We start from the raw sequence: 12,438 nt of genomic DNA, 5'->3' as shown, positions 1-12,438 counted from the left end.
CTTCCCGCCGCCCGCGTCTCTTCTGTCTCTCTGGAGGTCCCTGCCCGATGGCCCAGTCGGTGGGTATCAAGGACGTCGCCCGCGTCGCCGGAGTCTCCGTCGGCACGGTGTCGAACGTCATCAACCGTCCGGACACCGTCGCCACCGAGACCCGGGCGCGGGTGCTGTCCGCGATAGACCGGCTCGGCTATGTCCGCAGCGAGTCCGCGCGCCAGTTGCGCGCGGGCCGCAGCCGGATCATGGGGCTGCTCGTCCTCGACATGGGCAACCCGTTCTTCGTCGACGTCGCGCGCGGCGCCGAACGGGCCGCCCGCCAGGCCGGGCTCGGCGTGATGGTCTGCAACAGCGCCCAGAGCGCGGGCGAGGAGGCCGACTATCTGGCGCTCTTCGCCGAACAGCGGGTGCGCGGCGTCCTGCTGACACCCACCGACGCCAGCGGCCACAACATCGACGCGTTCCGCCGCCACGGCATCCCCTTCGTACTGGTCGACCGTGTCGCCGAGGGCACCACCGAGTGCTCGGTCTCGGTGGACGACGTGGCGGGCGGCGCGCTGGCCGTACGGCATCTCGTGGACGCCGGGCACCGCTCCATCGCGTACGTCAGCGGGCCGTCCGGCCTCAACCAGGTCCGCGACCGCCGCACCGGCGCGCTCAACGCGCTCACCGAGGCGGGCCTCGGCCCCGACGCGCTGCGCGAACTGCCCACCGAGCGGCTCGATGTCGCCGCCGGCCGGGACGCCGGCGCCCGCCTTCTCGGCCTCGCCGACCGCCCCACCGCCGTGTTCTGCGCCAACGACCTGCTCGCCCTCGGCGTTCTGCAGGCCATGTACGCGGCCGGCGTCGGCGTCCCCGACGACCTCGCGATCGTCGGCTACGACGACATCGAGTTCGCCGCAGCCGCCGCCGTCCCACTCACCTCGGTCCGCCAGCCCGCCGTCACGATGGGCGCCCTGGCCGCCGAACTGCTCCTGGAGGAGACCGAGGAGAACAGCGGCCCCAGAAGGCACGAGCACCGCCGGGTCGTCCTCCAGCCGGAACTGGTGGTACGCCGCTCCAGCCTGGCGGCCCGCTGACCGAAGTCGACTGCGGTGCCGCAACGCCCCGAAGGGGCGCGGGGCTGAAATACGCCGTGAACAGCGCGTCCCCGACGATCGGCCGCAGGTTGGCGATCCCGAGGCCCACGTGCTTGGCGAAGCGGGACTCGTCGGACAGGTCGGCCGTGAGGTCCGCGCCCCACACGAACACGATCTCGTTGGCGAACGCCTTGCGCCGGAAGATCGGCCCCAACCGCCGGGCGTGGCGCAGGGAGTGCTGCAAGGGCCTGGTCCTGCTGGCGCCGAGCACATCGCCGAGCAGCGGGAGCCGGCGCGGCGGGTGCGGAATGCGGTGCAGCTCCGGCCAGCCCTGCTCGGCGCCGCGGAAGCCCTTCGGTGCCGCCGCCCCGGTCGTCGTCTCCGCCATGACGCGATCTCCCTTGATCCAGCGGGTGAGTTGAGCGTGTTGTACGCGGGTTCAACAGCGCCGATCCAGTCTGGTCCCGCTGTTGAACCGGCGTCAAGTAAAGTTCGGACATGACCGCGAAACAGGGCGGGCCGACACGCCGCCGGCTCAGTACCGAGGAGCGCCGCGAGCAACTCCTCACCGTCGGGGCGCGGTTGTTCTCGGAGAGTCCGTACGACGACGTGTGGATCGAGCAGGTCGCCGAGATCGCCGGAGTCTCGCGTGGGCTGCTCTACCACTACTTCCCGACGAAGCGTGACTTCTTCGCGGCGGTCGTGGCGCGGGAGAGCGAGCGGATGCTGCGGATGACCGCGGCGGTGCCGGGGGTTCCGGTGCGCGAGCAACTGGCCGCCGGTCTCGACACGTACCTGGCCTACGTCGAGGCCCATGCGCACGGCTTCCGTGCCTTCCACCGGGCCGACGCGGCGGGGGACCAGGCCGTGCGCCGTATCTACCAGCGTGCCCTGGGGGCCCACGAGCAGCAGATCCTGGGCGTGCTCGCCGAGGACCCCGAGTTCGGCCCGGTCGCGCGGGAGCGCCCCGATGTCCGGCTGGCCGTCCGCGGATGGCTGGCGTTCACGACGGCCGTCTGTCTGGAGTGGCTGCGGGGCCCCGACCTTTCGCGGGAGCAGGTCCGGGACCTCTGCGCACGGGCCCTGCTGGGCGTTCTCGCGCCGTGAATTCTGACAACTGCCGCACAGGTTCGCCCGGCCTGGTTGGCGCGCGCCGCAATCTTAGGTAAGTTAGGCAAGGCTTACCTAAGGAGGTTTTGGGATGGGTGACAGCCAACCCTGGACGGCCGCGCCTGCCGCGGCGGAGCGGGCCCGTTCGCTGCTCCTCACCGCGTGGTCCTGCACGGTGACCGCCGACGGCGGCCGGGAGGAGTTCGTCGGCGCGCACTCCGTGGACGACGACGGCCGGGTGCTGCTGAGCGTGCCCGAGGACAGCGCGCTGTTCGCGGCGGCGGTCTGCGCGCCCCGCGGCGAGCCGTCCGCCGTCCTGGAGTTCGCCGACGTCGCGCCCGTCCCCGTACGCAACCGGATCCGCGCCCGGCTCTGGCTCGCCGGCTGGTTCGCCCCCGAGGACGACCTTCTCGCCTTCCACGCCACGCGCGTGGTGCTGCGGCAGCCCACCGGCGCCGCGGTCGTCGACCTCGACGAGTTCGCCGCCGCGAAACCGGACCCGCTGGCCACGGCGGAGTCCCGGCTGCTGACGCACCTCGCCGACTGCCACGCAGACGCGGTCGAGCGGCTCACCCGGCTCGTCGAGCCCGAGAGCCTGCACGGCGCGGTGAAGGTCCAGCCCCTCGCCGTCGACCGGCACGGACTGACGCTGCGCATCGAACGCACCCGCGCCCACGGCGACGTACGACTGGCCTTCCACCGGCCCGCCGACGACGTCGCGCAGCTCACCGAGCGTATGCACATCCTGCTCTCGCAGGCCAGCGCCGCCTCCTGCCCCCGCGCCCTACACCGGCAGCGCACAGACGGCGACCGGTGAGGCGAACGGGTCTCCCGCGAGCCGCAGTTCACCGCTGTCGGCGTCCACGTGGAACACGCTCACCGTGCTCGACCTCTGGTTCGCCGCGAACAGCAGTGTCCCGTCCGGCGCGAGGGCGAGCTGCCGGGGGAAGTCACCGGACACCGGCACGGTGTCCAGCAGCCTGAGCCGGGCGCCGTCGGCCTCCACCGCGTAGCGGGCGAGGCTGTTGTGGCCCCGGTTGGCGAGACAGGCGTATCGGCCGTCCGGCGTCACCACGATCTGCGCCGGGTAGCTGGTGCCCTCGCCGGTGCCCGTGGACTGCGGCTCTGAGACGGTCAGGCGACCGGTGGCGCGGTCGTATCCGCACACCGAGACCGTGTTGTCCAGTTCGTTGGCCAGGTAGGCGTACCGGCCGCCCGGGTGGAAGGTCAGGTGCCGGGGGCCCGCGCCGGGGCGTGTGTGGGCCTGGGACACCTCGGTGAGCGTGCCCGCGCGGGTGTCGAGTCGATAGGTGTAGACGGTGTCCGCGCCGAGGTCGACGGCGAGCACATGGCCGCCGTCGGGACTGGTGATGAACTGGTGGGCGTGCGGGCCCTCTTGACCCGGGCCCGGTGCCGGACTGTCGTGCGTGACCAGGTCGGTGCGCTCGCCGAGTGCGCCGGAGGCGTCGATGGGGTGCACGGCCACGCTGCCGGAGCCGTAGTTGGCGCTCAGCAGCCAGCGCCCGCTCGGATGCACCGAGAGATGGCAAGGGGCCCCGCCACCGGTGCTCCGGCTGCCCAGGATCTCGCGGTCGGACAGCCGGACGGCGGTCACGGCACCGTCCTCGCGCTCGTTGACGGCGTACAGCGTGCGGCCGTTCGGATGGAGCGCCAGATACGACGGGTCGCCGATGTTCTCGATGGTTGCCTTGCCGGTGATCCGGCCGGTGGCGGCGTCGTAGTTCGCCACGCCGATGCCCTTGCCGCCGCCCTCGACCGACGTGTAGGTGCCGAGGTACAGGGGGCGGGGCCCGGAATGCCTGGCCGCCTCGCGAGCTGTGCCCGCGGTCGTCTCCGGTCGTGTCGTGTCCTCGGCGGGCGACGGGGCGTCGCCACATGCCGGGAGCGTCACCGCGGCGCCCGTTCCCGCGAGGGCGCCGACGAACCGGCGCCTGCTCAAGTCACCACTGCTCATGTCCACACCTCAGGTCGTCGGTCGTCCCGACAGCCACCCTGGCGTGGATCACCCTTCGTACGCAAGAACAGCACCACCCGTTGCACAGGCCGCAACGCCTACCAGTCGCCGTCCTCAACCGGCTCGCCCGGCACGTCCTTGAGGGGCTTCACCTGGCCCGGCGACGGCTCCTGCCAGGGTTCGTGGTCGTCACCGATCCACTCGCCGACCGGCTTCACCCCTTCCAGGGTGCCGGCGGGAGCGAGGTCCTCCGCGTCCTGGTCGAAGTAGTCGAACCACGGCAGCCCCGCGCTCGTGTAGGCCGCCCGGTCCACGGGCGACGGCGGCGGGGCCTCGCCGGTGATACGACGCCACTCCGGCGGCGTCACCAGATGGACGTAGACCCGCCCGGCGGGCTCCTCGGACCAGTCCGTCGAGGGCCGGTCGTCCTGGTAGACCTCCTGGCGCATGGCCCCGCCGACGCCGAGCCCCATCGCCGCGGCGGGCCGCGCCCGGCCGCCCCGAGCGCCGCCGTGTGCCGCGGGTGCTGCGGGTGCCGACAGCGGCCCCGCGGCGGCACCGAAGCCCCCGGCCGCCTTCAGGGACCGCACCCGGCGCTCGGCCCTGAGCCGCTGCTCCTCGCGCCACCCGGCCAGCGCCCCCGCGTTCAGCGCGAACGACTGCAGCTGTACGCCGCCCCAGACCTCCTCGCCGGTGACCTGGCCCTCGACGGTCGCCCCCATCCCCAGCGGCACCGCCACGAACTGGCGGACCGTGCCCTTCCCGGAGTTGATGCCGTCCAGCCAGGGCTGGCGGGGGAGTACCACGTAGTTCTGGGGTTTCCGGGAGAGCCGGTCGCTCCACGGCCGGCCCGAGACGGCGCACACCTTGCCGACGCCGACCTGCAGGGCGGCCGGTTCGGCGGTGCCCGCGAAGCTCAGCCACATCGCCTCACGCAGATACACCGGCAGCAGCACGCCGCCGCGCGAGCGCCACTGCCCGGGCACGGTGTCCGGATAGTCCGCCACCCGCCGCACCGGGAACTCGCCGAGCCCCGGCGGCAACGCGTGCGTGCCCGTCTCGGGCAGGCGCAGGGTGCGGATGAACCGCACCGCCACGCCGCCGGGCAGCCGCAGCGCGTTCCCGTCGATCCGTACGGTCGTGTCGGTCATCGGCCCGCCCCCTTGAGTTCTGCCGTCCCCTGCTCTGACGTCCCCTACCGGAAACGCCCGTCCATCCCCGCACGGTTCCGCCACAGCTGCTCCTGGATGCCCATGCGCTCACGCAGCCGGGTCAGCCGCGGCATCCGGGCGCGCTGCTCCTGCGACACGCGGTCCAGTTCCTCCAGCAGACGACGTGTGCGGTAGTCGGTGTCGAGTTCGTCGAGGATGCGGTTCACCTCGGTCAGCACGGCACCGAGCAGCTGCCAGTGCCGGGTATCGCGCTCGGCCTCCTCGCGCAGCAGCAGGGCCACCTTGTCGCGCGTGGCCGCCGCGGTGTGCAGCTCGGCGGCGAGCCGGGCCTCCGCCGACTCGGCGTTGGCGCTGACGCTGGTGGTGACCAGGACGGCGAAGCTGACCACGGCGTCGGCGATATCGGCCAGCAGCTGTTCCACGGCGGCGCCCGTCGGCGGCGCGAACAGCGGCTCGGGGTCCCGCGCCTTGGCCAGGTCGGTGAAGCTGCGTGCGAGCACGCGCAGCACGACCGTGCAGATCTCCAGCGTGTCCAGACCGGTGCGCAGCACGACCCGGTGCAACAGGCCCTCCCGCACCCGCGGATTGAGCCGCAGACTGTCCTCGGCCTGCCGCAGCGCCGCGTCCACCTCGACGATGTCGTGATCGAGCCGGCGTGCCTCGTCCAGCCGCGCGGCGGCATGCTCGACCGGGGTACGGCCGGCCGCCTCCTCACCCATGCTCAGCATCAGCTGCCGCAGCCGGCGAGCCAGCCCCTCGATGGACTCACCCGCCTGGCCGACCCACACCGGCGGCGCCAGCAGCAGATTGAATCCGAGTCCGACGACCGCACCGATGAGCGTCTCCACCACCCGCGCCCACGCCGTGTCCCCGACGGTCGTCACCCCGAGGACCAGCATCGCGCTGATCGCGACCTCGGGGACGTACTCGTCGACCCGCACCAGGTGCCCCACGGCCAGCGCGGCGAGGATCAGCAGGGCGAGACTCCACCAGGTCAGCCCCACCAGCAGGCTGAAGGCGATGGCCACGAGCACCCCGGCCACCACGGAGTTCACCCGGCGGATGCCGTTGGTGAGCGTGGCGTAGAGGGTGACCTGGACGACCAGCAGCGCGGTCAGCGGCGCGGTGAGCGGCAGCTGCTCGGGGCTCAGGCGCAACGCGATGACATAGGCGATCGTCGCGGCGGCGGCCGACCGCAGCGTCTGGACGACGACGGGGTCCCGGCGCCGCTTCTTCACCAGGCGCTCAACAGACTCCGTCCGCTCACGCACATCTCGCATCGCTTGGGATCTTCCCTTCCTCAGGCGCATCGAACGTACTGAGGAAAACCTCCGCTGTCGCGCACGCTCCGGATGTTTTCCCAGGGGCATGGGACGGGGCATTGGACTGAGGTCCGGGGCAGGTAGCCCCGGGGAGGGGAACCCGGTGGATTTCCAGGGCGTCGGGTCACCGCGGGCCCGCGCGGCGCTGAGACATGTGGCGGGCCGTTCCGCGGGGCCGGCCGTCGACCGGGAACTGCGCATCACGCTCAACTTCCACCCGGACCGGCTGGTCGGCGGGGCCCCATCCTCGATGCGCTGGCCCGGGACGGCACGTACCACTCGCAGTTCGTCACCGGCGTGAGCAACGGCGGCCTCACCGCGCATTCCGGCGGCGACCGCTGGCGCTGGGAGAGCCGGATCTTCGGCGGAGCCTACGACGACGCCGACCCGCACGACCGGCCCGTGTACGGCGCCCTGGACTTCCGGCGCCAAGTGGTGGGCGCGGCCCCGCGATTCGGCTCCTCGCACCTCCGGCTGACCGGCGCGATACTCGCCCGCGCCACCTTCTGCCACCCCGACAGCGCGGCCGAGCCCGCCGACTTCGGTGTGGCCGCCGGTATGTCCCTCGTCGCGCTGGCCGAGGCGGATCGGCAGGACGCGCTCAACGACCACATCGAGGCGCAGGTCCACGGCGGCGTCGTCCTCGCCCGGGACGTGGAGGCGCTCGTGCTGGACGCGAGCTACCGGGGCACCCCGGTCGAGGCGGCGGCCCGCGCGCTGCCCTTCCCGGTCGAATGGCACCCCGGCCACCGGCTCACCGTGGCCGAGTTGCGCAGCCACGCGGACTACCGCGGCCCCGAATACGCCGACCTGGGCGCCCGGATCGCCGAGGAGGGCCGCCTCGACCCGCGGATCACCGGAAACGCGGCACGCACGGGACGCCACGAACTCCAGGACCTGAAGATGGTGTGGCACATCCTCGCCCGCTTCGGCGCCCCGAAGAGCACCGGCCCACTCAGCGCCCGCACTGCCGGGACTCGTCCCGATGCTGTGACCTGATACGGCCGCCTCGGTCAGCCCCGTCGAAACGGATGACCGAGACGGCCGGCGGCGGGTGCACAACGTCGCGGTTCAGGGTGTTCAGTGACTGGCCGGCTGCGTGGCGGACGCGTTCCGTACGCTGTACCGGGCGAGTACGAGGCGAGGGGCGGGCGCATGATGGTGGACTCCTGGGAGCGGGCCCGAAACGTCCTGGCGGCGGCGAAGATCCCGCCCGGTCACCTCGCCCACCTCCGCCCGCTGCTCGGCGGCACGTACAACACGGTCGAGGAACTCCGGCTCACCGACGGCACCCGCTACGTCCTGAAGATCCCGCCCGCCCAGACCACGCCCGGCCTGCGGCATGAGCGTGAACTCCTCGTCTCCGAGGCCGAGTTCTGCGACGGGGCCGCCAAGGCGGACGTAACGGCACCGCACGTCGTGGCGGTCGGCGGGCACCCGGGCGGACGGCATCTGCTGATGACCGCCTGTCCGGGCGACCCGTGGGACGATTCGCTCACGGCTGCCGAACGGCCGCCGCTGCGCAGGGAGTTGGGCCGTCAGGTGGCGCGGCTCCACCGGATCACGGGCCCCGGCTTCGGCTACCCGTCCGGCGCCCTCGGCCCGCTCGCCGGCGACTGGCGGACCGCCTTCACCGCGATGCTCGACGCCGTACTCGACGACGCCCGTGAGTACCGCGCCCGGCTGCCCCGCCCCGCCGACGAGGTGGCCCGCACCGTCCGGGCCGCCTTCCCCGCGCTCGACGAGGTCGCCGTCCCGTGCCTCGTCCACTTCGACCTCTGGCAGGGCAACATCCTGGTGGACCGTTCGACGGGGGCGGCCCGCATCGGCGGCCTCATCGACGGGGAGCGCATGTTCTGGGGCGACCCGCTGGCCGACTTCGTCTCCCTGGCCCTGCTCGGTGACATCAGGAAGGACGAGGACTTCCTGGCGGGCTATCGCGAGGCGGGGGGCCGCGCCGTCTTCGACACCCCGGCCCGCCTCCGCCTCGCCCTCTACCGCAGCTACCTCTACCTGATCATGCACACCGAGACGGTCCCACGGGCGACGGGCGAGGAGCACGACGGCTGGATCCAGACCGTGGTCGCGCCCGAACTCCTCCTCGCACTCGACGAGATCCGGGAACTGACCGCCCGCTGACCGGGGGGCCGCATCGCGGGGCGGAACGGGCGCACGGTACGCGACCTCAGGCGAGCCGACCGCACGGCCGTACTGCAAGGGCTCTCCTTCGACGGACCCCTCAGCCGCTTCGAACTCGGCCCGGCGAGCGGACTCAGCTCCGGCCCCGTCAGCGACGTCGTCGCCGCCCTGATCGCCGACGGCCTGCTGGAGTGTCGTACGCGCTGCGCCATCCGGCAGGGCGGGTCACCATCGATCTGGGCGGGCTCGGCCCCGACGCCGTCACTGTCGGCGCCGCGATCCCGCCGCTCACCGGCCTCTTCGCCCGCGGCGGGCGCCGCGCCGAGGTTTCGCCGGTGACCGGCGGAGGTACCCGGGGGCGCTCGCACCACGTGAAGGGAGGACGCCATGGCCGACGACCGAGGCGAAGGTCCCGTGCCGCGGGATCTGCCGGACCAGCAGGCCGACACGGGCGACGACCCGTGGGAGGTGCCGCCCGCGGACGCGACCGACGACACCGAGGACACCGAGGAGGCCGAGGTGCCCGACACCGACGAGGCGGGCACCGGCCGCCAGGGCGCCCCGCAGTCGGCGGGCGTCCACCCCGAACAGCCCGTTCCGGACGAGCCCTCCGGGTGACCGGCGGGCGTCATGAGGGCCTGTGTGTGGTACACGCACCGCAGGAGAGGACGCCGCCCCGGCCGACCTCGACGACTGAGGGGTCCTAGGGCGGGGGAGCGTGCGATCGCAAGGTGCCGGAGCGCCCTGACAGCGGAGCTGTTCGGGCGTTTCGGCAACGCCGCTGGGGGTCCCCCCTCTGGGGGAGTGCGTGCCAGGCGTCGCGGGGCAGGCGGGACTTTCGAAACACGCCCTAGGCGGCGAGCGGGTTCACGCCGGTCAGCTTCACCGACAGCTCCCACAGCCGCGCGGCCTCCTCGGGGTCCCGTGCCCAGTCCTTGACGCCCGCGAACTCGCCGTCGGCCGGAGCGGGCTCGGCGATGTCGCAGTCCTCCAGGTAGACGCCGCCCATTCCGGCCAGCTGGGGCGAGGTCGCCGCCCACACCTGGGTGGCGGCGCCCTGCTCCGGGGTCTTGAAGCCCTCGGGGTTCAGCGGGTTGCCGTCCTCGTCGATCCAGCCGCGCTCGACCATCTCCTGCTTCGGCAGATGGCGCTGGAGCGGGGTGAGGATGCCGCCCGGGTGCAGCGAGAAGGCCCGTACGCCGTGCTCCCGGCCGAGCCGGTCGAGGTGTACCGCGAAGAGGACGTTCGCCGTCTTGGCCTGCCCGTATGCCTGCCACTTGTCGTAGCCGCCGTGCCAGTGCGGGTCGTTCCAGCGGATCCCGGAGTGATGGTGCCCGCGCGAGGAGACCGAGACGACGCGGGCGCCGCCCGGCTCGACGGCCGGCCACACGCGGCCCAGCAGGGCGAAGTGACCGAGGTGGTTGGTGGCGAACTGCGCCTCCCAGCCGGGGCCGACCCGTGTCTCGGGGCAGGCCATGATCCCGGCGCTGCCGATGAGGAAGCCGATCGTGCGGCCGGAGGCGAGGAACCGTTCGGCGAAGCCGCGCACGCTCTCCAGGTCACCGAGGTCCATCTCGTCCACCTCGACGCCGTCGACACCCGCGAGCGCCTCCCGCGCGGTGTCCGGACGCCGGGCGGGTACGACGACCCGGGCGCCGGCCCTGCTGAGCGCGCGGGTCGTCTCCAGGCCCAGCCCCGAGTAGCCGCCCGTGACGATCGCGAGCCGCCCGGTCAGGTCGATGCCCTCCAGGACGTCGTCGGCGGTGCTCGTGGCTCCGAAGCCCGAGCCGATCTTGTGCTGTGCGGTGGTCATGCCCGTAACGCTACGAATTGGAGCGCTCTTCAAGTCAAGGCGAGCGCAATGCGGAACGAACGCGGGCAAAAGGAAAGCCCCGACCGGACGGGGGGATCGCGGTCGGGGCAGCCGAAGGGTGGGCGCGAACGGCGGTCGCCTCTCGGCGAACGGCTCCACAGGGCTTCAGCCGAACGATCGTCCCTGTGGGCAAGAGGTGAGGCCCGGGGACACTGTCCCATCCACACCCACGGCTTGTTCAACGAGGAACCACCTTGGGGTGTTCCGGTGCCCGCGGTGATCTGGGTCACCCGGGCAGCCGGCGCTCCCCGGCCCAGGCCAGCAGGTCGTCCGCCGGCCAGGTGGTGACCACCCGCTCCGCGGGCACCCCGCACTCCTCCGCCCGGGCGCAGCCGAGGATCTGCCAGTCCAGCTGGCCGGGTGCGTGCGCGTCGGTGTCGATCGAGAACAGCACGCCCGCCGCCACGGCCCGGCGCAGCAGGCGGCGCGGCGGGTCGAGCCGTTCCGGACGGCTGTTGATCTCCAGGGCGGTGCCCGTCTCGGCGCACGCGGCGAACACCTCGTCCGCGTCGAACGCCGACTCCGGCCGCGGGTCGCTGTCACCCCGCCCGATGATCAGCCGTCCGGTGCAGTGCCCGAGGACGTCCGACAGCGGATTGCGTACGGCGGCCAGCATGCGGCGCGTCATCGCGCGGGCGTCCATCCGGAGCTTGGAGTGCACCGACACCACCACGACGTCCAGCCGGTCCAGCAGCTCCGGCTCCTGGTCCAGCGAGCCGTCCTCCAGGATGTCGCACTCGATGCCGGTGAGCAGCCGGAACGGCGCCCACTGCTCGTTCAGCTCCGCCACCACGTCCAGCTGTGCGCGCAGTCGGTCGGCGGACAGCCCGCGGGCCACGGTCAGCCGGGGCGAGTGATCGGTCAGGACCGCCCATTCATGGCCGAGCCGTGCCGCGGTCCGGCCCATCTCCCTGATCGAGCTGCCGCCGTCCGACCAGTCGGAGTGCAGATGGCAGTCGCCGCGCAGCAGCGCCCGCAGCCGTGCACCGCCCTCGCCCTGCGGAGCCCCGGCCTCGTCCTGAAGCTTCTGCAGGTACCCGGGCACGCCGCCGGCCAGCGCCTCCCGCACCACCTGCGCCGTCTTCGGGCCGACGCCCTTGAGCCGCTCCAGCGATCCGCCGTCCGCCCGCGCCCGCACCTCGTCCTCGGGGAGCTCGGACAGCACCTGGGCCGCGGTGCGGAAGGCGCGTACGCGGTACGTCGGCGCAAGGGACCGCTCCAGCAGGAAGGCGATCCGTTCCAGGGCCTCGACGGGATCCATCGCCACCTCCTCCTCCAGGGTTCCCGAGGGCCGGAGGGAGCGCGACCGGTCGTTTCGCCCCGTTTTCAGGGTGGCTCATATGGTTCGCGATGGCCGGATCCGCTCTACGCTCTATTGCATGACCGAAGCAGCGAGCCCCTACATCTCCCACCCGCGGATCATGGTGCTCGGGGTGCAGCCGGGCACGCCCCCGTTCCGCATCGTGGAGATCGACGGAGAGGTGGTCGGTGAGGCGAAGAACCTCACCGACGTGCTCCAGGCAGCCGCCGCCTGGGGCATCACCGTCCACGACCTGGACGATCCGGACGTGGTCCGCTGGGTGGGCGGCGACAAGTTCACCTGGAAAATGCACTAGCCGGAGGCTGACCCTGCTCCCGCGGCCAGGGCGTGTTTCGAAAGTCCCGCCTGCCCCGCGACGCCTGGCACGCACTTCCCCAGAGGAGACCCCCGGCGGCGTTGCCGAAACGCCCGAACAGCTCCGCTGTCAGGGCGCTCCGGCGCCTTGCGATCGCA

General features: G+C 72.7%; 11 protein-coding genes and 3 pseudogenes. 8 read left to right on the top strand and 6 right to left on the bottom strand.

The window, feature by feature from the left end; genetic code table 11:
- Window positions 1–47 precede the first annotated feature (47 nt).
- Entirely contained in the window at window positions 48–1,073 is a 1,026-nt protein-coding gene (locus GFH49_RS03185) for a LacI family DNA-binding transcriptional regulator (RefSeq protein WP_155054194.1), read from the top strand.
- 49 nt (window positions 1,074–1,122) lie between these two features.
- Here GFH49_RS03185 and GFH49_RS39795 read toward each other — a convergent pair.
- Window positions 1,123–1,461: pseudogene (locus GFH49_RS39795) on the bottom strand (cytochrome P450); the annotation flags it as partial.
- Window positions 1,462–1,571: 110 nt separating this feature from the next.
- Here GFH49_RS39795 and GFH49_RS03180 point away from each other — a divergent pair.
- Together GFH49_RS03180 and GFH49_RS03175 are read left to right on the top strand one after the other, a co-directional pair.
- Window positions 1,572–2,180, top strand: a complete 609-nt coding sequence (locus GFH49_RS03180; RefSeq protein ID WP_155054193.1) for a TetR/AcrR family transcriptional regulator — start codon at window positions 1,572–1,574, stop codon at window positions 2,178–2,180.
- A gap of 94 nt (window positions 2,181–2,274) precedes the next feature.
- Window positions 2,275–3,000, top strand: a complete 726-nt coding sequence (locus tag GFH49_RS03175) for a DUF2470 domain-containing protein (protein WP_155054192.1) — start codon at window positions 2,275–2,277, stop codon at window positions 2,998–3,000.
- Here GFH49_RS03175 and GFH49_RS03170 read toward each other — a convergent pair.
- The 3 genes from GFH49_RS03170 to GFH49_RS03160 all read right to left on the bottom strand — a co-directional run bounded on the left by GFH49_RS03170 (window position 2,968) and on the right by GFH49_RS03160 (window position 6,610).
- Entirely contained in the window at window positions 2,968–4,158 is a 1,191-nt protein-coding gene (locus GFH49_RS03170) for a lactonase family protein (RefSeq protein WP_155054191.1), read from the bottom strand. The two genes, GFH49_RS03175 and GFH49_RS03170, sit on opposite strands and share 33 nt — an antisense overlap.
- Before the next feature lie 98 nt (window positions 4,159–4,256).
- Window positions 4,257–5,309, bottom strand: a complete 1,053-nt coding sequence (locus tag GFH49_RS03165) for a hypothetical protein (RefSeq protein ID WP_155054190.1) — start codon at window positions 5,307–5,309, stop codon at window positions 4,257–4,259.
- 44 nt (window positions 5,310–5,353) lie between these two features.
- Window positions 5,354–6,610 carry an FUSC family protein gene (locus GFH49_RS03160; protein WP_155054189.1) on the bottom strand — a complete coding sequence of 419 codons (1,257 nt, stop codon included), beginning with the start codon at window positions 6,608–6,610 and terminating at the stop codon, window positions 5,354–5,356.
- A 196-nt stretch (window positions 6,611–6,806) separates the two neighbouring features.
- Here GFH49_RS03160 and GFH49_RS03155 point away from each other — a divergent pair.
- The 4 genes and pseudogenes from GFH49_RS03155 to GFH49_RS03140 all read left to right on the top strand — a co-directional run bounded on the left by GFH49_RS03155 (window position 6,807) and on the right by GFH49_RS03140 (window position 9,409).
- A pseudogene (locus tag GFH49_RS03155) lies at window positions 6,807–7,651 on the top strand (DUF3626 domain-containing protein).
- Window positions 7,652–7,810: 159 nt separating this feature from the next.
- On the top strand, window positions 7,811–8,791 hold the full coding sequence (locus GFH49_RS03150) for a phosphotransferase family protein (RefSeq protein ID WP_155054309.1): 981 nt from the start codon (window positions 7,811–7,813) through the stop codon (window positions 8,789–8,791).
- A gap of 12 nt (window positions 8,792–8,803) precedes the next feature.
- A pseudogene (locus tag GFH49_RS39790) lies at window positions 8,804–9,046 on the top strand (sugar kinase); the annotation flags it as partial.
- A 132-nt stretch (window positions 9,047–9,178) separates the two neighbouring features.
- Window positions 9,179–9,409: a hypothetical protein gene (locus GFH49_RS03140; RefSeq protein WP_155054188.1), complete on the top strand. Its 231-nt coding sequence runs from the start codon at window positions 9,179–9,181 to the stop codon at window positions 9,407–9,409.
- Between the two features lie 232 nt (window positions 9,410–9,641).
- Here GFH49_RS03140 and GFH49_RS03135 read toward each other — a convergent pair whose 3' ends face one another.
- Together GFH49_RS03135 and GFH49_RS03130 are read right to left on the bottom strand one after the other, a co-directional pair.
- Window positions 9,642–10,604 (bottom strand): SDR family NAD(P)-dependent oxidoreductase, encoded by a 963-nt coding sequence (locus tag GFH49_RS03135; protein WP_155054187.1) that lies wholly within the window; start codon window positions 10,602–10,604, stop codon window positions 9,642–9,644.
- A 286-nt stretch (window positions 10,605–10,890) separates the two neighbouring features.
- Complete coding sequence (locus GFH49_RS03130; protein ID WP_155054186.1) at window positions 10,891–11,925, bottom strand: PHP domain-containing protein; 1,035 nt, start codon at window positions 11,923–11,925, stop codon at window positions 10,891–10,893.
- Between the two features lie 118 nt (window positions 11,926–12,043).
- Between GFH49_RS03130 and GFH49_RS03125 the strand changes: the two genes are divergently transcribed.
- A complete protein-coding gene (locus GFH49_RS03125) occupies window positions 12,044–12,280 on the top strand; it encodes a hypothetical protein (RefSeq protein ID WP_155054185.1) in 237 nt (78 codons plus the stop codon).
- The last annotated feature ends 158 nt before the right edge of the window (window positions 12,281–12,438 follow it).

The organism is Streptomyces blattellae, assembly GCF_009709555.1.
GTDB lineage: Bacteria > Actinomycetota > Actinomycetes > Streptomycetales > Streptomycetaceae > Streptomyces > Streptomyces blattellae.
The sequence above is the reverse complement of the archived record's forward strand: the minus strand, read 5'-3'. Positions and strand labels throughout refer to the sequence as shown.

Excerpts from the sequence above, each read along its gene's own strand:
- GFH49_RS03150 (WP_155054309.1), top strand. The coding sequence starts at position 7,811 with ATGGTGGACTCCTGGGAGCGGGCCCGAAACGTCCTGGCGGCGGCGAAG.
- GFH49_RS03170 (WP_155054191.1), bottom strand. The coding sequence starts at position 4,158 with ATGAGCAGTGGTGACTTGAGCAGGCGCCGGTTCGTCGGCGCCCTCGCG.
- GFH49_RS03140 (WP_155054188.1), top strand. The coding sequence starts at position 9,179 with ATGGCCGACGACCGAGGCGAAGGTCCCGTGCCGCGGGATCTGCCGGAC.
- GFH49_RS03130 (WP_155054186.1), bottom strand. The coding sequence starts at position 11,925 with ATGGATCCCGTCGAGGCCCTGGAACGGATCGCCTTCCTGCTGGAGCGG.
- GFH49_RS03125 (WP_155054185.1), top strand. The coding sequence starts at position 12,044 with ATGACCGAAGCAGCGAGCCCCTACATCTCCCACCCGCGGATCATGGTG.
- GFH49_RS03175 (WP_155054192.1), top strand. The coding sequence starts at position 2,275 with ATGGGTGACAGCCAACCCTGGACGGCCGCGCCTGCCGCGGCGGAGCGG.
- GFH49_RS03180 (WP_155054193.1), top strand. The coding sequence starts at position 1,572 with ATGACCGCGAAACAGGGCGGGCCGACACGCCGCCGGCTCAGTACCGAG.
- GFH49_RS03165 (WP_155054190.1), bottom strand. The coding sequence starts at position 5,309 with ATGACCGACACGACCGTACGGATCGACGGGAACGCGCTGCGGCTGCCC.
- GFH49_RS03135 (WP_155054187.1), bottom strand. The coding sequence starts at position 10,604 with ATGACCACCGCACAGCACAAGATCGGCTCGGGCTTCGGAGCCACGAGC.
- GFH49_RS03160 (WP_155054189.1), bottom strand. The coding sequence starts at position 6,610 with ATGCGAGATGTGCGTGAGCGGACGGAGTCTGTTGAGCGCCTGGTGAAG.
- GFH49_RS03185 (WP_155054194.1), top strand. The coding sequence starts at position 48 with ATGGCCCAGTCGGTGGGTATCAAGGACGTCGCCCGCGTCGCCGGAGTC.